Genomic DNA, 18504 nt, shown 5'->3' with positions numbered 1-18504 from the left:
CGATCAGGATTTAAATTTAAGTACAGGTGATATATAGCCAAAGTCAACATATTCGACAGGTTTTTTCATTGTTTTTAAATCGTTCAGAAAAACAGCTGTTTTCTTCGCCTCTTGCTCAGAAAATGACAAATCACCCAATTTTATTTTCACACCGCCTGTAGTGTATGCCACAATATTCTGAGGTGATATGATGCTGATTTCCGATATCTGCGCTAAAGCGGTGCTGTCCATTTGCTCAAGAAAAGCTGCCGCTTTCAAGACATTCGCATCATCTATTTTATCGCCAATATAAACGTCCCCCAGTGTGATACCGGTCATCATGGGAAATTTCATGGTCTGCATATTCCGATAGGAGTTCATAATAATTCCATTGCCCGCTATATCAACATATCCATAATTGCAGCGTAATGTAGCAATAGGCTTTCGTTCTTTTATATCAATAAGAAGAACATTGGGGAAACTTCTCCTTACAGAAGCTTTTGCAATGCGCAGATCGCTTTCCAAACGCTTTTGCAGATAATCTGTTTTTACCGCAAAAATATTTACTGGTTCTCTGATATCTGCTATTTGAATTACCTGTTCTTTGGTCAATTCTTCATTTCCCTGCACCGCTATGCTGCTCACTGCCAATATGGGGGAATTCAGAAAAAAAACAGCGCCTGTTAACAAAAGAAGCAGGAAAGATATTCTTGCCGTATATCGGGAAAATCTTCTTTTCATATTCTATACGCAGGCTGCCGCCCTCTCCTTCCCATATTCTTTCGCATTTTTAATCTATCATATCTATCATCATTTCACACAGTTCGGGGAATTTTATACCTGCGTGCCCCGCTGCGTCAGGTACTAATGATGTTTCAGTCATTCCCGGCACCGTATTAATTTCCAGCACATAGGGCACATTATCCTCGCTTAAAATCAAATCAACACGAGCCACTCCGCTGCAGCCCGTTATTTCGCAGGCCTCTACAGATATCTGCTTGATTTTTTCTGTTAATTCTGCCGGCAGTGGAGCTGGAATTATATGCTTTGAACAGCCTTTTGTATATTTATTATGATAATCGTAAACACCGTCTGCTGCAACTATTTCTATTATGGGCATGGCCTTTTTTTCCTTGCCGCCATACACTGCGACTGTCAATTCACGGCCCTTTATAAATTCTTCTATAATAATCTCTTTACTGTATCGGAATGCCTCTTCCATTCCTTTAATAAAAATTTCTTCATTATTTACAGTAACTACGCCTATGCTTGATCCCTGATCCACAGCCTTGACGACTACCGGGAAATCAAATTCTTCCATTACCTGCGCTTTTATATCAATGTTTTCTGCATCTGTATCTTTAAAAAACAATGTACGCGGCGTGCTTATACCTGCCGACAAGAATATGCGTTTGCTGGCTGCCTTATTCATAGTCAGCGCGCTTGCAAGTACATTTGAGCCTGTACATGGCATATCAATCATCTCCATAACTGCACGGAGTATTCCGTCCTCGCCATACCTGCCGTGAACAGCATTAAAAACCACGTCACAGCCACTTTTTTTTATATCATCCACAACAGTGTTCCGACAAAGCTCGACTGGTATTACCTCATGGCCCTTGCTTTTTAAAGCTTCCATTACCGCCATTCCTGTCAATCGCGATATTTTTGCCTCTGAAGATGGTCCGCCCATGACAACTGCGATTTTATTATATTTCATATTTTACTCTCCTGCCTGATTGTAATTATGCTTATGCATATATGTTTTTATACTGGCTAAGCAGCTATAATTCCTGTGCCAATTTTTCTCCGCACCTGAATATATTACCTGCTCCCATCGTAATAATCAAATCACCAGACTTGACTATAGACTTCACATAACTGCTTATTTCTTCCATATTTTCTATATATATGGCTTTTTTCCCGTTTTTTTCTACTTCATCGAAAATAGTTTTTCCAGATATACCCGGAATAGGTTTTTCACCTGCAGAATATATGTCCGTAAAAATCAAAATATCAGCCTGTGAAAAACAGCTGCCGAATTCCTGCGCCAAAATTTTTGTTCTGCTGTATCTATGCGGCTGGAATATGCAAATAAGGCGCTTTGGGCTGGTCTGCTTTGCCGCTTCCAAAGTCGTCTCTATTTCTGTAGGATGATGTGCATAATCATCTACTACCCAAAAGTCACTTGTTCTTTTTTTTGTTTGAAATCTGCGGTCAGCACCGTGAAATATTTTAAATCCATCTGCGATCTTCTCCATAGATATGCCCAAAAACCTGCATACCGCTATGGTTCCCAAAGCATTTAAAATATTATGCCGTCCCGGTATGTTCAGCTCTATTTTACCAATATTTTCTTTTTTATAAATTACATCAAAGCTTGTTTTTAATTTTGACATGTTCATGTTAGCTGCCATATAGTCAGCATCATTGACAATTCCATATGAAATAAAACGTTTGTCGGTGAGCGCAGCTATCTTCCTCACATTTTCATGATCAAAACATAAAACTGCTATTCCTGCCGGATCAGTATTAGCCAAAAAATGGCGAAATGCCACAATGATATTTTCCATTGTTCCGTAATGATCCATATGATCGTCCTCAACATTTGTAACAAGAGCAATATAAGGATTAAACTTCAAAAAAGATCCATCACTTTCATCAGCCTCAGCTATCACATATTCACTTTTTCCCAGTCTGGCATTGCCGTGAAAATAATCGACTACACCACCTATCAATACGGTGGGATCAACACCTGCATTATCCAGGACCACACTCAGCATTGATGATGTGGTGGTTTTGCCATGTGATCCTGCCACTGCTATCCCTTTAGCTGAATTTATCAGCTCAGCCAGTATATCTGAGCGATGATATATTTTTATATTTTTGCTTTTGGCAGTCAATAATTCAGGGTTATCCTCAGCTATAGCCGAAGAGATTACCACAGCATCACAATCAGTAATATTTGATGGACAATGCCCTTTATATATTAAAGCTCCGCGTTTTTGCAGACCTGCAACAATATCTGATGCATTCAAATCCGAACCGGTCACAATGTATCCTTTTTCCAACAAGACTTCAGCTATAGCGCTCATGCCGACTCCGCCTATACCGATAAAATGAATTTTTTTTATATTTTTAAGCAAAAAATTTCCCTCCTGCAATTTAAATAGATTATCCTTTATTATAAATCAGTTCTAAAATCATATCCGCAATTTCCCCTGCCGCTCCGGGATGTCCCATAGTTTTGCTGGCCAAAGCCATTTTTTGCACTTTATTTTCTGATGCAAGCAATTCTGTCAATTCCCGAGCCAGACGTTTGCCTGTGAGTTCTGAATTCAATATCATTACTGCAGCACCCTTTTCGACAAGTGCGCGGGCATTAAATTCCTGATGATTTTCCGCGGCATATGGATAGGGAATCAGTATTGAAGGAATACCACAGGCTGTTATTTCTGCCAAACCTATGGCTCCTGCCCTGGCAACTGCCATATCAGCGGCTGCCAAAGCTTTTGGCATATCATATAAATACGGTTTTACAAATATATTATCTGCTCTCCCCAAATCGATGCCTTTAGCTTTTATACTGTCGAGCACTTTCTGATACTCATTTGTCCCCGTTATATGCAGGAATTGAACTGCCGTATCATTCAAAAACTGCTCATACACATCCGTCATAGCTTCATTTATTCTTCTTGCCCCTCTGCTTCCTCCTGTAATGAGAACTGTCTTTCTTGTATTGTCCAATCCAATTGAAGACAATGCCTCACTGCGGGAAGACATCAAAACATCTTTTCGTACAGGATTTCCTGTCAGGACAGTCTTTTGCGAAGGGAAATGGCTGCATGCTGATTCATAACCGCATGCTATTTTATTGACAAATTTTGACAAAATTTTATTGGTAATTCCCGGAATAGCGTTCTGGTCCTGAATAAGCGTAGGAATATTCATAAAAGAAGCTGCAAGAAGGATTGGTCCGCTCACATATCCGCCCGTTCCAATGACAGCATCCGGTTTATATTCTTTTAGTATGGTGCGAGCCTTTATCATTCCAGCGACTGCCTTACCAAAAACAACAATATTTTTTACAGTCAGGTGCCTGGAAAAACCCTCTATATCAATAGTTTTAAATGGGATATTTTCTTTCGGCACTATATCGGCTTCCAACCCTCTGGAGGTCCCGACGTAAAGTATCTGCGCCTGAGGATTTCTCTCTTTTATACTCTCAATCAGCGTTATTGCAGGATAAATGTGTCCTCCGGTCCCGCCCCCTGAAAAAATAAGTTTCATTTTCCTATTACCTGCTTACCCTATTATTCCAATTCGTTAACTATTTTTTTAAAGTCACGTCCTCGTTCTTCATATCCATCATACATATCAAAACTCGAACAAGCCGGTGAAAGCAATACTACCTGCGGTGCAACAGCATACTGCCGCGCCAATGATACTGCCTTTTTCATTGAATAGCCCGCTTCCACTATATTATTTTCTCTTATTCCATTGAGGATAGCAGCCTCTCTGAATCTTGCGGCAGCTTCACCGAGCAAAATCAATTTATCGACACGCTGGCTGGCCAGCCGCATAAATTCTGTCAAATCTGTTTTCTTATCATGTCCACCGGCTATAAGAACAACATGCCCGTCAAATGTTTCTAACGCTTTTATAGCAGCATCTGTATTTGTCGCCTTTGAATCATTGAAATATTTCACGCCAGCGATCTCTTTTACTGCCTCTATACGATGCTCAACTCCCGAAAAATTTCTCAAAACATCAGCTATCTGAGCCGGCGAAACACCTGCCAAAAAAGCCGTAGCCGTGGCAGCTAAGGCATTTTCCACATTATGTCCGCCCTTTATTCCTATTTCATCCACGCCGCAAACAAGATATTCTCTCCCCCGCCACTTTATCATCAATTTGCTATCCAGGGCAAATACTCCCTCTTCAAGAGATATCGCCCTGCTGAAAAACATAACCGTACTTTTAGCCCGTTCGGCCATATTGCGTGTACGCAGATCATCATAATTCAGAACAAGAAAATCCTGCTTTGTCTGATTGACAAAAATTTTCTCTTTCATCTGCTGATATATTTCCATTGATCCATGCCGCGCGATATGATCAGGTGTAATATTCAATACAGCGGCTATATGCGGACAAAATTCATGTGAACTTTCCAGCTGGTAGCTTGATATTTCTGCCACAGTACAGCCTTTATCAGCGACACGCTGCACTTCTTCACACAATGGTACACCTATATTGCCTCCCACACCGACCCGTTCATATATCTTTTTCATGAGCAACCCCAGCAGCACGGTGGTAGTCGTTTTTCCGTTTGTCCCCGTTACCGCATATATAGGAGCTGATGCAATATACCAGGCAAATTCTATTTCACTTATTATTTTTATTCCCAGTTTCCTTACTTCGTCCAAAAGAGGAATATGTAATGCTACCGCCGGAGACAATATTACCATGTCCGCATTTTTTAAAATATTTATTTTCTGCTGACCTAAAACTAATTTTATATTAATATTTCTTAGTTCACTCAAATCATATTTTATCTGTTCTGCTGGTTTTGCATCGCACAGTGTCACTTCCGCGCCCAATTTATGGGCTGTCTTCGCAGCTCCTATGCCACTTATTCCCGCCCCTAAAATTATAATATTTTTATCCGTAAAATTCATTTTATTACTTCTTTCTTAACTTAATAGAACAACAGCCATACCCAGTATTCCGAATAATGCACCAGTCAGCCAGAAATTCCGCACTACCTTGATCTCAGGCCACCCTTTCAATTCGAAATGATGATGAAGCGGACTCATCAGAAAAACTCTCTTGCCATTTCTGCAGCGAAAAGAAATAACCTGAATTATAACAGAAAGAGCTTCTATTACAAAAAGTCCGCCAATAATTATCAAAAGTATTTCTGTGTGTGTCAAAACAGCCACTGCCGATATAACACCGCCCAGTGCTAAGGATCCTGTATCTCCCATGAAAATTCTGGCCGGATGTTGATTGAATTTTAAAAAGGCTACCAATGCGCCGGTACATGACAGACAAAAAACCGCCAGATCATATTTTGCCAGATAAATGCATATCAGTGCATAAATAAAAGAAGCAATGGCGACAGATCCAGCCGCAAGACCATCCAGTCCATCCGTTAAATTTATTGCGTTTGTGGTACCTACAAAAACCAACCATACCAATACATAATATAACAACCCAATATTTATATTCATATTCAATATCGGCAGCCAAAGAGATGTATCCAATACACCGCTGTGTATTCCCCAATAGGTTGCGAGCAGTGCAATAAAAAGCTGTGCAAGAAACTTTTGACGGGCTTTTAGGCCAAGATTCCGTTTTAAAACCACTTTTATATAATCGTCTATAAATCCTATAATAAAATAACCAAACATTATTAATAATGCCAACAATATTTCTACACTCAAATGTGCAAAAGCCATTGTACCTGCAGTAATCCCAATAACAATCATAATACCGCCCATAGTAGGCGTACCTGATTTGGCCTGATGACTTTTAGGTCCTTCCTGTCGTATGCTCTGTCCAAATTTCAATTTGTGAAGCTCAGGAATAAGCTTCGGTCCGCAGAAAAGAACGATGGCCGCAGAAAAAATTGCAGCCAAAACAGGATAAGCTATTATCATCATTGCCTTTTCCCCAATAACTCTATTATTTTTTCCATTTGCATGCTGTGTGATCCCTTAAACAAAACAGCATCTCCTTTTTTTAAAATGCTCTTCAAAAGCACGGCTATATCTTCTCGCGTTCTGCAGCTGCTGACATTTTCCATTCCATACAGCCTGCCGGCAGCGGCGGCATATCCAGCCAGGGCGCCCAAAGTTATCAATATATCTATTTTTTTTAAAAAGCAAAGCTTTCCTATTTCTTCATGCGCTGCCTTTGCCGCGGCACCCAATTCTTTCATATCCCCAAACACAAAAATACGTCTTTTTGCCGGTATGACAGATAAATTTTCTATTGCAGCCTTTGTCGAAAGCGGGCTGGCATTATATGCATCATTGATAACCGTATAATCATTCAGCGCAAAAATCTCAAAGCGCATGCCGGATGATACAAAATTATTCAGGCCCCGAGCTATCATCTCCCAATTCAAATGCATGGCACGGCCGGCAGCAATAGCTGCCAAGGCATCATAAACATTATGATCACCGATGAGCGGTATGGAAAGTTCAACACTTTCCTCTGCAGTTTTACAAGTAAATATCGTCCTTGCGGCACCTTCAGTATGTATATTTACTGCGGCTACATCCGCAGCTTTTTTTATACCGAAAGTTATTACTCCTGCTCTTGTTTTTTCTGCCATAGAAGCAGTGTATTCATTGTCAGCATTAAGAATAACAATTCCGTCAGACTCTATCGCCTCTGCCAGCTCACTTTTAGCCTTAGCAATATTTTCAATCGATCCCAGCAGTTCCATATGGGTGTTTCCCACATTGAGGATCACTCCTATATTCGGCTTAGCCGCCTCAGCCAAGTTCCGTATCTGCCCCAGACCCCTCATTCCCATTTCTATCACGGCAACTTCATGTTCCGGTTTCAACGCTAATAAGGTCAGAGCCATACCCACTTCTGAATTAAAGTTTTTCTGTGTTTTTAAAACCTTATATTTTTCCGACAGCACAGCCGCCGTTAAATCTTTTGTTGTCGTTTTTCCGTTTGAACCGGTTACAGCCAATACAGGCAGAGAAAATTTACTTCGCCATCCACCGGCAATATCTAGATACGCTTTTAATGTATCAGGCACATATAAAATTGTGCCATTTTTATTTTTTACTTTTTCAGCTTTATTTCTGTCCGACAGAATGATTCCCGCCGCTCCCTTTTCCAGTGCCTTATCAAGAAAATCATGTCCGTCAAATTTTTCTCCTTTTATAGCCAGAAAAATCATCCCAGGCATTATACTGCGGGTATCAGTGCACACATTATCAAATTTTGTGCTTTTTTCTTCTATAACTTCACAGCCAGTATATTCTTTTATTTCTTCCAATGTAAAAGACGGCAATTATTTTCCCTCCGAAAGTTTCCTTTTTATAGCCGCGGCAGCTACTTCCTTATCGTCAAAGTGTATCGTTCCCGTTTTCAATATCTGATAATTTTCATGCCCTTTTCCTGCTATTATGACAATATCATCTTTTTGAGCTAATTCCACGGCACGGTAAATTGCTGTTTTTCTGTCAGTAATTTTTTCATGAAAGTTACCGTGCAAAGACGGCAGAACACCATTTTCAACCTCTTCCAGTATAAATTCAGGATCTTCCGTACGCGGATTATCAGAGGTAGCAATAACTATATCTGATCTTTCAGCAGCTATGCGTCCCATTATTGGTCTCTTAGTGCGATCCCTGTCCCCGCCGCAGCCAAATACTGTAATAATATTTTTTTTGGCTATCTGCCTGGCTGTTTTTAAAACATTTTCCAGTCCGTCAGGTGTATGCGCATAATCAACTATAACAGAAAAGTCTTGCCCTGCGCGCACCAATTCAAATCTTCCCGGAACACTGTGAAAATCCGCCAAAGCCTCTTTTATGATATGAGGAGCTACGTTTTCCGCTAAGGCAGCGCCAACAGCTCCCATGACATTATATATATTAAAAAGTCCCGTTATATTCAAAAGCAAATCCATATTGCACAAACTACCGCCTATATGTACAGATGCTCCATCAGCATGAATATTGATATTATCAGCCTTAATATCTGCCTGCTTATCGATCGCATAAGTAAATGTACGGCACTTTGCATGCTGCTGCATCACCGCGGCAGCACCATCATCTATATTTATCACAGCAGTCTTGTTACCTTTTTCGTTTTCTGGCGCACTCAAGGAAGAAAACAAACGGGCTTTTGCCAAAGCATAATTTTCAAATGTTTTATGAAAATCTAAATGATCCCTCGTAAGATTGGTAAATACTGCCGTATCATATTCACACCCGGCAACACGATGCAGTGCCAGCGCATGGGACGATACTTCCATAATAACGTAATCCATACCGGCTTTTACCATGCAGAACAGCGTCTGCTGCAGATCAATTATATCAGGTGTAGTATTATGAATTGGCAGTATTTCATCTTCTATCATTATTTTTATAGTGCCTATAAGACCTGTCTTATATCCGGCCTTACGCAAAATTGACCGTATGATATACGTTATCGTTGTCTTTCCGTTGGTACCGGTAACACCGATCATTCTCATTTTTTTGCCAGGATAGTCATAAAAAAACGGCACAATTTTTTCCATTGCCGCATGTACATCATCAACTATTATTTTGACTATATTATCAGGTACATCGACATCTCTTCCAGCTATGACCGCCACGGCACCATTTGACAAAGCAGCCGGAACAAATTCATGTCCGTCCACTGTGGCCCCCTTTACACAGAAAAAAAGAGAACCCTTTTTCACCCTGCGCGAATCACATTCGACTGAAGTGATATCAACTTCTGCATCATTCGTAATTTTAGCATTGTCCAGCTTTTCTATCAATGTCTTTATAGATTTTGGCATCACAATACCTCCTATTTTTCCAAAACAAATATATTATAGCAGATAATCAGCAAACTAAAAAGGAGCTGTAAAAAAACAGCCCCTTAAATCACAAGCTCAACGATTTTTGTTAGCAAAATATATCTGAGGCGGCAGCACCATGCCAAGGTCTTTAACTGCTATCCCCTTTATGCGCTCAGGCGATTTCAGTCCAGCGATATCAAGCTTTAATCTTGAGTTTTCCTTTTCAAGGGAAGACACAGACTGTTTCATTTTTACAAGCTCATACCCTTGGCTGGCTGCCACTCCATTGCGAAAGGTAATGAACATCCCCATCGCAGATACAATCACAACTAAGAAAAAGCAACGCAAGCGCAGCTTGTTATTTAAATGTATCTTAGTTCCCGCTGCTTTTGATTTAGAATAATTTATATAATTGCGTGTAGGCGATTTTCTTTTCTTATCAGTCGGCTTCTCTGCTAAATTACTATAATTATAATACTTTGACATTGCCCGTTCCTCCGCATGTTCTTCCCAAAATACTTTTTTATCCGATGACTAACCCGCTCTAATACTCCTGCTTCTGCAAGCGGTGAGTAAAGAGCGGCTAACTTCCTGGATAATTTCGACTACTATTCAGGCGGCGTCAAAACGCCGTCTGAATTAAGTCTCCATTTATATTATTTTCTCCGCGACGCGCAGTTTAGCACTTCTGGCTCTGGAGTTATCGTCTGTTTCAGTTTCAGACGGAGTGGCCGCCCTGCCACAGAGCTTCAGCTGTTTTTCATGTCCGCATACACAAAAAGGAACTTCCGGCGGACAGATACAGCCTCTGGCCATAAGCCTAAGGGTATTTTTAGCAATTCTATCCTCTAATGAATGAAAAGTTATTATAGCAAGTCTGCCATTCTTATTTAAGTGCCGTACAGCACATTTAAAAGATTCTTCCAAAATATTCAACTCATTGTTGACTTCTATTCTGACAGCCTGAAAAACTCTCTTAGCAGGATGCCCCTGCATATTTTTGCGAACTGCGGCAGGGATTGCTCTCCTTATAACATCCACCAACTGTCCCGTAGTCTGTATTGGAGTTGTTTTTCTGGTTTCTGCTATAAATGCCGCTATTCTTTTTGCCCATCTTTCTTCACCATAGTTTTTTATTATTTCAGTCAGCCGTTCCTGACTATACTCATTGACAACAATTTGAGCCGTGAGTTTCGCATCTTTATCCATTCTCATATCCAAAACTGCGTCATGCATATAAGAAAAACCGCGCCCGGCATCGTCAATTTGATGTGAGGAAACACCCAGGTCAAACAAAAAACCGTCTGCCTTTTCTATTCCCTGATCAATAAGTATTTGCTCAAGATGCGCAAAATTATCATGTATGATCCTGACATCGCAGACACAATGCGCCAGTCTTTCCTTTGCGGCATTCACTGCCTCAGTATCCTGATCTATCCCCAATAAGACACCCTGTTCATTCAGTGCCCCGGCAATGCGGGAAGAATGTCCGGCACCGCCCAGAGTGCAGTCGACATATATTCCATTTGGCTTTATTTTTAAGTTTTCAATAACTTCATCAGCCATAACACTTATATGATGAAATTCCACTTAAAGAAACTTCCCCCTTTTTGGTGGTCATAAGAACAAAATTCTCTCTATTTATTCTTTTAGTATATTCTTTATTAAAAAGCTTATTCCTTTATAAAATAAAAGATTATGTTGATTTTGAAGGTAATTTTACAGATCCGGCAGACTGAGATTATCCCTCACTGAAGAAATATCTCCCGCTGCATTCAAGTTGACCGGCGAATTAAGAATGCGGATATTATCCAGTTCCCTATACTGTTCCTCAACTGCTTTCATTTTAAATTGAGGAATTTGCATCATTTGAACAGTCATTTTTATGGTAGAATTTTCCGCAGCCAGATATTGTCGTGTCTTTTCCAAGACTTCATACACCAGTCTATAATTTTCATCTGACAATTCCTGCGGCGGCAATTTTTTTTCCAGCTCATTTCTCAGTTCATCAGAATCGGCCTGTATTTTCAGCAAATCTGTATTCATATCTTCCATGCTAATTTTTTGGGCAGAAAATTCATCTAACGCATTATTATAGCGCATCCAGATACGATCTATTTCTTCAACATACTGTTTATATTCTTCATACCATGTTATAAAAAAGGGCTGCTCACTTAGAATCTGCATTCTCTGTTCTTCAGTCATATTATTATTCTGTGTCTGTCCGTTCCAAAATAAAAAAACAGCTCCTGTGCCGCAAAGAACAATGGCTGTAAACAAATAAAAAACTCGTCTTTGCGGCAGATAACGGTAGCCGGCAAATAATAATATTACAATAAACATACCTATTCCCGCAAAAAAAAGATCATGTTTCATCTGTAGTCTCCTATTTTGAACGATTTTTATCCTGCAAATGTTTTCTCGGATAAATACTCATGCCAGCCTTCTGTCATTGCAATAAATCTATTTTTTTATTATACTTTTAACCATACTTTATTTCAAGTTATCGGGGGCATACATATGCAGATTGATTCTATAAAAAAATCCTCAAGAATATTCTGGCTTCTATTTAAGGATTACTGGCAATCAGAAGAAAAATGGAAAGCAAGAGGGCTTTTAGCTACCGTCGTCCTATTTAATTTAATATCCATATATTTGATGCTGGAGCTCACTGATTGGTATAACGAATTCTATACTATTTTGCAAAACTATTCCTATCAAGCTTTTTGGCACTCTATTGGGAAATTCAGCATTCTCGCCCTGCTGCTCATTGTGCTTGCGGTTTACGCATTTTATCTGCAGCAGATGCTGCAGATAAAATGGCGTACATGGATGACTAAACAATACATAGAAAAATGGATGCACAAGCAAACTTATTATAAGCTGCAGACAGGTCAAAACAATACAGACAACCCTGATCAACGTATTCAAGAAGATATAAATCTTTTCGTCAGTCTCACACTTTCTCTCGGCATAGGACTTTTCAAGCAAGTCATGATATTGATATCTTTTATAGCCATGTTGTGGCAGCTCTCAGGCAGCTTCACCGTTTCCTTTGGCGAACAAGCCATATCTATTCCCGGCTTTATGGTATGGGTAACACTTTTGTATTCTATAATAGGAACTTTTATAACGCATAAAACAGGACATCAATTAATTAGTTTGAATTTCAATCAACAGAAATATGAAGCCGATTTTCGTTTTTCTCTGGTGCGTCTGAGAGAAAACAGTGAATGCATCGCATTCTATCGCGGCGAATTACCTGAAAAAATCAATTTTCAAAAGCGCTTTATGTTTGTCATAGGTAACTTTAAGCAAATAATGAATCGCCAAAAGATCCTTACCGGAATAACTGTCAGTTATTCCCAAATAGCAATCATTCTTCCTATTTTAATAGCTGCTCCTCGCTACTTCAATGAAATGCTGCCGATAGGATGGCTCATTCAGACTCTGACCGCCTTTGGCAAGGTGCAGGATGCCTTATCTTATTTGGTCAGCTCTTATACCGACATAGCACAGTGGTCTTCCGTCATCCGCCGTCTCAGCACCTTTGCCGAACACATGGAAACTGCCGATACACTTCAAGCGGATGTCAACGTAAATTTGGATGATGAATTAGACATAAGCGCGCTCACGGTCAGACTTCCTCACGGAGAAACCATCATAAAAAATCTCTGTATGAAGCTGTCCGCAGAAAAAAGTATGATAATAACAGGGGCATCCGGCAGCGGTAAGAGCACTTTGCTTCGCACCTTAGCCGGAATTTGGCCATTTGCCGAAGGTAAAATCACTATTCCCTCTCAGGAAAATATATTATTTTTACCGCAAAAACCTTATCTGCCTCTGGGTACACTGCGTCAATCATTATACTATCCTCAGGCAGTTCCGGCAATTGACACCAAAAATATTGATCAGCTGCTAAAATCATGTAAACTCAGCAAACTTGCTGACCAGCTTGAAGAAATAAATGACTGGAGCAGCATTCTTTCTCTCGGTGAACAGCAGCGTCTGGCTTTTGCGCGAATATTTTTAAAAAAACCTGCATGGGTATTTTTGGATGAAGCTACTTCTGCATTAGATGAAGCCACAGAAAATCATATGTACACTCTCCTGAAAAAGGAACTGCCGCAGATCACAATAGTAAGTATAGGTCATCGTGCGACACTTCTGCCCCATCATGAATACAGACTTGATGTCAGCGGAAATGGTGATTATAAATTTTATGTTTTGAACAACGCGTAAATCCTTAAAAAAATTTATGCAGCGGAGGATGAGATGATATATAAAAATTTTTCCCAAAAAGATTTTGATGAAGCAGAAAAAGCTTACAACAGCTGCTCTCAGAAAATTCGTCCCAAAGTACCTGCCGTTCCTGCAAAAAATGCCCTCAGCAGAGGGCAGTACACTGCCTTGTTCATTGCGGCCGTAATTTCCGTTTACAGTATTTTTTCTTGGGATATACCAGGTTTCTTCTTCGGCATGTCATTTTGTACATGGATGCTCCAGTATTTTATATGCAGGCTGATCCCTGCGCATAGCCAGGCCGTCGTTTCACTTCTGAGATCACTTAGCCTGACGCTCTTTTTCGGATCTATAATACTGTTATTGCTGTGAGCTGATTTATCATCTGCCAAAGATATGCAGGAATAATATACTTATCATTCTGTTTCAAAAAACTTTAGGATGTGTTGCATTATGTCAAAAAATGAAGAAATTGAAGTAAAATTGCAAATAAATAATAGTAAAGATCTTCGTTATCTCAGTCATTTCATATCTGAACTTTATCGACCAGGTCCTCCAAAATTTTTTCATATGTCGGCATGCTATTATGATACTGAAAATGCCTTTCTTCAAAAAAATCATATTGTTTATCGGGTACGCAAAGAAAATAATACTTATATCGCTACTATAAAGGGGAAAAATCAATCCAGTGATTTTCTTGCCCGCCGTTTAGAAATTAATCGTCAGGTAGGTTCAATCTGCCCCAATTTAAAAATTTTTGACGATATAGAAAATATACGTGATAAAATAAATTTAATTTATGATGATCAACTTATTCCTATCGTAAAAAATTTTTTTTTACGCCAACAATCAACTGTATTTTTTAATCAATCAAAACTGGAAGCTGCTATTGATACAGGTCATATATATGGACTGTCAATTACTGAACCGATACAGGAAATAGAGTTGGAGCTCAAGTATGGCAGGAAAGAAGATGTGCTCTCGCTTGCTGAGATTCTGAAAACGCATTTTGACTTAAAACCGTCTATGCAAAGTAAATTTTCCAGAGGTTTGAAAATAAAAAATTGTATTTGAAGAAAAATATTAAAAATTTTTTATATAAGCAGGATTTATTATATAGTGCACAGAAGATTTTATATATTAAAAGCACGGGGTGGTTTGGAATTATGAAAAGAATGGCTGCTTCTTTCATGTCTTTCGCAGTATTATCTTTTTTATTCTGCAATTTCATTTTCATCCGCAGTGCATCTGCGAATCTGATATCTGTCAGTCAAGAGATAGCCATAGGTACAGATGCAGCAAAATATGTTGAAGAAAAATACAAACTCGTTGATGATGCTGCACTCCAGGCACGTGTCAATAAAATCGGTCAGAATATTGTCGCTGTATCTGGCAGAAAAGATTTAAAATACACTTTCAAAGTTCTTGATTCTGATGATGTAAACGCTTTTGCCCTGCCTGGAGGATTTATTTATGTATTCCGGGGACTTACCGATAAGATGCAGACAGATGATGAACTTGCCGGTATTCTCGGACATGAAGTTGCTCATATAGTAAAAAGGCATTCCATCAACCAGCTGCAAAAAAATATAGGTTTGACAATACTGGCAACGATCCTGTTAGCGAAAACAGAGAACGGCTTAACTGCAGAACCAGCTATTTTATCCGCTATTACAGCAGGATACAGCCGCAGCGATGAATCACAGGCTGATAGAATCGGCTTTGATGAAACACTGGCAGCTGGCTATAACCCTTACAGCATGCTGATTGGGCTTATGAAACTGGATTCTATATCGCCCAGAGAAAAGACCGATCTCTTCTCTGATCATCCCGGCATTCTGAAACGAATAGAGAATATGAAAAAATATCTGGATACCCTGAAAATTCCGGTCCAGGTAAAGGAGACAGATTCTTCAGCATATATAGCCAACGCTTCAGGACAAACACCTCCACTGAAGGTTTCTGCTGAGGGGCTTTCCCAGCTTGAAAGGACTTATTTTTTGGCCGGTAATATCTACAAAATATCTATGCAGCCTGCCTATAATCCTGATTATTATATTTTGGACAGTGACGGCAGCAATATCTATATCTATTATGACGATATAAATATCATAAAACTGACACCGGATGATGCTGCCTCTGCCGGCATCGATTTAACAACCTTGGCAAGAGAGTATATTACTTCCATAAAACTGCTTTTATCTGCATGATTGATTCTTTCTACACATATTTTTATTAATTATTAGTGTTTTTAAAGATATTTTTATTATATTTCTAATTATGGGAAATTTTTTAATATAAACTTAAAACTGATTTTAAATATTTACTCTAAGACAAGTGAATATTTTAAAATATAAATATCTCTTGCTTTATTTCATTTTCATATTTCAGGCTCTATTTTGCAGCATATACTATTTATTAAGGAGGGATTTTTATGAAAACAGAATGCCTGGCAATGATTTTGGCAGGTGGTCAGGGCAGCCGTCTCGGTGTTTTAACAAAAAGAGTTGCAAAGCCAGCTGTCCATTTTGGTGGAAAATACCGCATCATCGACTTTCCACTCAGCAACTGTTCAAATTCAGGTATAGAAACAGTCGGAGTGCTTACTCAATATAAGCCTTTGGAACTGCATACATACCTTGGTACAGGTGAAGCATGGAATTTGGACAGAAAAAATGGCGGAGTATACATTTTACCGCCGTATGCGCGTGAAAAGGAAGCAGATTGGTATAAGGGCACTGCCGATGCAATATATCAAAATATAAATTTCATCGAAACATATGATCCCGACTATGTTCTGATACTTTCAGGCGACCATATCTATACCATGGACTATTCATGGATGTTGGAAGAACATAAGATGAATAAGGCTGAAGCGACAATAAGTGTCATAAAAGTTTCGCACAAAGAAGCTTCGAGATTCGGCATAATGACCACAGACCGCAATGGGCGTATAACCGCTTTTGAGGAAAAACCTAAAAATCCGCAAAGTACACTGGCTTCTATGGGCATATATATTTTCAACTGGAGATTACTAAAACGTTATTTAGAAGAAGATTACGCAGACTGCTTATCCGAACATGATTTCGGTAAAAATATAATTCCAAAAATGCTTGCTGACCATGTCCGTTTATTTTCTTATTCATTTGACGGGTATTGGAAGGACGTTGGTACAATAGAAAGTCTCTGGGAGGCAAATATGGATCTTCTCAAGGAAACTCCTTCTTTTGATCTAGGCGGTTCATGGCGTATTTATTCTTCTCACACCCCTTTGCCGCCTCACTTCATAGGTGCAAATGCAAAAATAACAAATTCCCTTGTAAGCGGCGGAGCTGTTATCGATGGAAGTATAAAAAATTCCGTTATTTTTCCTGGTGTTCACATAGGGAAAAAAGCCAGGATTGTCAATTCCGTAATAATGCCCTACAGCATAATACATGCAGGTGCAGTCGTTGAAAAAGCAATTGTAGCTGAGAATTGTGAAATTATGAATGATTGTCACATTTTTTCCGACAATGGTTCCATTACGGTTATTGCAGAAGGTGAAACAATCACTTCTGTAGGCAGTGATAATAAACAAGTAGGTTAAAGCGCAGGAGAATATAAATGAATTATGTATTGGGTTTGATAAATTTGCATGAAGACAACCGTCTGATCAAAGAGATAACGAGGAAACGTCCCATTGCGACTATTCCCTTTGCAGGGAGATATCGGCTTATAGATTTCATTTTATCCAGTATGGTTAATTCGGGGATCATATCCGTTGGTATTATGCTGCCTGATAAAGCCGCATCTATTCTTGACCATTTGCGTTCCGGCAAAGATTGGGATCTGGCAAGACGCCATGAAGGATTGTTTTATCTCCTGCCTTCAAATGACGATGATGACATTCGTCAATCGGAACTGAAGACATTTTATCAAAACCTCAATATTATGCGCCGCAGTCCTCAAGAATATATTCTTTTGTCCGGAGCACATACTGTATTTAATATTGACTTTAATAATGTTCTCCGATTTCATCAAAACACAAATGCTGATATAACAATGCTTTATTACCGTCCCGGCAGAAAACTGCACTCCCCCTGCACTGTTATCAAAACCAAAGAGAACGGACTTGTGTCTGATATTGCCAACTGCCCTGCTGCCGGAGAAGACGCCGATGTCTCCATGGGGACTTACCTCATGTCACGAAAAGTGTTTTTGGAAATAGTAGAACATTCATATGAAAGAGGCGGTTCAGACTTTTTATTGGACGGAATAATGAGAATGACAGCCCATTACAATATTTATGGTTGTTGTTATGATGGCTATGTTTCATGTATAAACTCACTATATGGATATTATCAAACCAGTATGGATCTGCTCAATCCTCAAATATGGAATGAACTTTTCATTGACAACGCTCCCATTTATACAAGAACAAAAGATGATGTCCCTGCTCAATATAAATCCAGAGCCAATGTGCATAATTCTCTTATTTCCAATGGCTGTACAATAGAGGGGCTTGTTGAAAACAGCATTCTTTTTCGTGATGTAAGAATAGAAAAAGGCGTTAAAATAAAAAACAGTATCATTATGCAAGGCTGCCAACTCCATAAAAATTCTTGTCTGGAAAATGTTATATGTGATAAAAATGTCACTATCTCAGCAGAAAAATACTTAAAAGGAGCAGAAAGCTATCCATTCATTGTAGAAAAAAATACAGTAATATGATGCAGCAGGGCTGTCTTTACAGTAGT

At 39.2% G+C, this 18504-nt stretch carries 17 protein-coding genes; 6 read left to right on the top strand and 11 right to left on the bottom strand.

The genetic code is table 11. The annotated features are described in order from the left end of the window. Positions 1-3: 3 nt before the first annotated feature. The 11 genes from NXG61_RS09960 to NXG61_RS09910 form a co-directional block, all read right to left on the bottom strand. Complete coding sequence (locus tag NXG61_RS09960; RefSeq protein ID WP_307223532.1) at positions 4-720, bottom strand: cell division protein FtsQ/DivIB; 717 nt, start codon at positions 718-720, stop codon at positions 4-6. Positions 721-769: 49 nt separating this feature from the next. Beyond that, the gene (locus tag NXG61_RS09955) at positions 770-1699 is read right to left on the bottom strand and encodes a D-alanine--D-alanine ligase family protein (protein ID WP_307223531.1); all 930 of its coding nucleotides are present in this window, start codon (positions 1697-1699) and stop codon (positions 770-772) included. Between the two features lie 64 nt (positions 1700-1763). After that, positions 1764-3125 (bottom strand): UDP-N-acetylmuramate--L-alanine ligase, encoded by a 1362-nt coding sequence (murC, locus tag NXG61_RS09950; RefSeq protein WP_196604678.1) that lies wholly within the window; start codon positions 3123-3125, stop codon positions 1764-1766. 28 nt (positions 3126-3153) lie between these two features. Continuing rightward, positions 3154-4269, bottom strand: a complete 1116-nt coding sequence (murG, locus tag NXG61_RS09945) for an undecaprenyldiphospho-muramoylpentapeptide beta-N-acetylglucosaminyltransferase (RefSeq protein WP_196604677.1) — start codon at positions 4267-4269, stop codon at positions 3154-3156. A 23-nt stretch (positions 4270-4292) separates the two neighbouring features. Further along, entirely contained in the window at positions 4293-5657 is a 1365-nt protein-coding gene (gene murD / locus NXG61_RS09940; protein WP_196604676.1) for a UDP-N-acetylmuramoyl-L-alanine--D-glutamate ligase, read from the bottom strand. A gap of 15 nt (positions 5658-5672) precedes the next feature. After that, positions 5673-6644, bottom strand: coding sequence for a phospho-N-acetylmuramoyl-pentapeptide-transferase (mraY, locus tag NXG61_RS09935; RefSeq protein WP_370871639.1), 972 nt, complete (start codon positions 6642-6644; stop codon positions 5673-5675). Then, entirely contained in the window at positions 6641-8020 is a 1380-nt protein-coding gene (locus tag NXG61_RS09930) for a UDP-N-acetylmuramoyl-tripeptide--D-alanyl-D-alanine ligase (protein ID WP_196604675.1), read from the bottom strand. The genes mraY and NXG61_RS09930 overlap by 4 nt, the downstream gene beginning before the upstream one ends. After that, positions 8021-9520: a UDP-N-acetylmuramoyl-L-alanyl-D-glutamate--2,6-diaminopimelate ligase gene (locus tag NXG61_RS09925; protein WP_307223527.1), complete on the bottom strand. Its 1500-nt coding sequence runs from the start codon at positions 9518-9520 to the stop codon at positions 8021-8023. Between the two features lie 96 nt (positions 9521-9616). Further along, a complete protein-coding gene (locus NXG61_RS09920; RefSeq protein WP_196604673.1) occupies positions 9617-10009 on the bottom strand; it encodes a cell division protein FtsL in 393 nt (130 codons plus the stop codon). Between the two features lie 165 nt (positions 10010-10174). Beyond that, a complete protein-coding gene (gene rsmH, locus NXG61_RS09915; RefSeq protein ID WP_307223523.1) occupies positions 10175-11113 on the bottom strand; it encodes a 16S rRNA (cytosine(1402)-N(4))-methyltransferase RsmH in 939 nt (312 codons plus the stop codon). A 129-nt stretch (positions 11114-11242) separates the two neighbouring features. After that, on the bottom strand, positions 11243-11899 hold the full coding sequence (locus NXG61_RS09910) for a hypothetical protein (RefSeq protein WP_196604671.1): 657 nt from the start codon (positions 11897-11899) through the stop codon (positions 11243-11245). A 144-nt stretch (positions 11900-12043) separates the two neighbouring features. Between NXG61_RS09910 and NXG61_RS09905 the strand changes: the two genes are divergently transcribed. From NXG61_RS09905 to glgD, 6 genes are all read left to right on the top strand, one after another. Continuing rightward, the gene (locus NXG61_RS09905) at positions 12044-13765 is read left to right on the top strand and encodes an ABC transporter ATP-binding protein/permease (protein ID WP_196604670.1); all 1722 of its coding nucleotides are present in this window, start codon (positions 12044-12046) and stop codon (positions 13763-13765) included. Positions 13766-13798: 33 nt separating this feature from the next. Beyond that, on the top strand, positions 13799-14137 hold the full coding sequence (locus NXG61_RS09900) for a hypothetical protein (protein ID WP_196604669.1): 339 nt from the start codon (positions 13799-13801) through the stop codon (positions 14135-14137). 81 nt (positions 14138-14218) lie between these two features. Beyond that, positions 14219-14839, top strand: coding sequence for an inorganic triphosphatase (locus NXG61_RS09895; RefSeq protein WP_196604668.1), 621 nt, complete (start codon positions 14219-14221; stop codon positions 14837-14839). A gap of 92 nt (positions 14840-14931) precedes the next feature. After that, positions 14932-15975, top strand: a complete 1044-nt coding sequence (locus tag NXG61_RS09890) for a M48 family metallopeptidase (protein ID WP_196604667.1) — start codon at positions 14932-14934, stop codon at positions 15973-15975. Between the two features lie 224 nt (positions 15976-16199). Then, positions 16200-17354 carry a glucose-1-phosphate adenylyltransferase gene (locus NXG61_RS09885; RefSeq protein WP_307223518.1) on the top strand — a complete coding sequence of 385 codons (1155 nt, stop codon included), beginning with the start codon at positions 16200-16202 and terminating at the stop codon, positions 17352-17354. Positions 17355-17371: 17 nt separating this feature from the next. Beyond that, positions 17372-18478 carry a glucose-1-phosphate adenylyltransferase subunit GlgD gene (gene glgD / locus NXG61_RS09880; protein WP_307223516.1) on the top strand — a complete coding sequence of 369 codons (1107 nt, stop codon included), beginning with the start codon at positions 17372-17374 and terminating at the stop codon, positions 18476-18478. Positions 18479-18504 lie beyond the last annotated feature (26 nt).

Source organism: Pectinatus haikarae (genome assembly GCF_050916305.1).
In the GTDB taxonomy this organism is placed as follows: Bacteria; Bacillota; Negativicutes; order Selenomonadales; family Selenomonadaceae; genus Pectinatus; species Pectinatus haikarae.
Note: the sequence above shows the minus strand (reverse complement) of the source record. Positions and strands in the feature narration are given on the sequence as shown.

Coding starts and splice junctions, on each gene's coding strand:
- NXG61_RS09910 (WP_196604671.1), bottom strand. CDS start 11,899: ATGAAACATGATCTTTTTTTTGCGGGAATAGGTATGTTTATTGTAATA.
- glgD (WP_307223516.1), top strand. CDS start 17,372: ATGAATTATGTATTGGGTTTGATAAATTTGCATGAAGACAACCGTCTG.
- NXG61_RS09920 (WP_196604673.1), bottom strand. CDS start 10,009: ATGTCAAAGTATTATAATTATAGTAATTTAGCAGAGAAGCCGACTGAT.
- NXG61_RS09895 (WP_196604668.1), top strand. CDS start 14,219: ATGTCAAAAAATGAAGAAATTGAAGTAAAATTGCAAATAAATAATAGT.
- murD (WP_196604676.1), bottom strand. CDS start 5,657: ATGAATTTTACGGATAAAAATATTATAATTTTAGGGGCGGGAATAAGT.
- NXG61_RS09960 (WP_307223532.1), bottom strand. CDS start 720: ATGAAAAGAAGATTTTCCCGATATACGGCAAGAATATCTTTCCTGCTT.
- NXG61_RS09890 (WP_196604667.1), top strand. CDS start 14,932: ATGAAAAGAATGGCTGCTTCTTTCATGTCTTTCGCAGTATTATCTTTT.
- NXG61_RS09900 (WP_196604669.1), top strand. CDS start 13,799: ATGATATATAAAAATTTTTCCCAAAAAGATTTTGATGAAGCAGAAAAA.
- NXG61_RS09905 (WP_196604670.1), top strand. CDS start 12,044: ATGCAGATTGATTCTATAAAAAAATCCTCAAGAATATTCTGGCTTCTA.
- NXG61_RS09955 (WP_307223531.1), bottom strand. CDS start 1,699: ATGAAATATAATAAAATCGCAGTTGTCATGGGCGGACCATCTTCAGAG.
- murG (WP_196604677.1), bottom strand. CDS start 4,269: ATGAAACTTATTTTTTCAGGGGGCGGGACCGGAGGACACATTTATCCT.
- NXG61_RS09925 (WP_307223527.1), bottom strand. CDS start 9,520: ATGCCAAAATCTATAAAGACATTGATAGAAAAGCTGGACAATGCTAAA.
- NXG61_RS09885 (WP_307223518.1), top strand. CDS start 16,200: ATGAAAACAGAATGCCTGGCAATGATTTTGGCAGGTGGTCAGGGCAGC.
- mraY (WP_370871639.1), bottom strand. CDS start 6,644: ATGATGATAATAGCTTATCCTGTTTTGGCTGCAATTTTTTCTGCGGCC.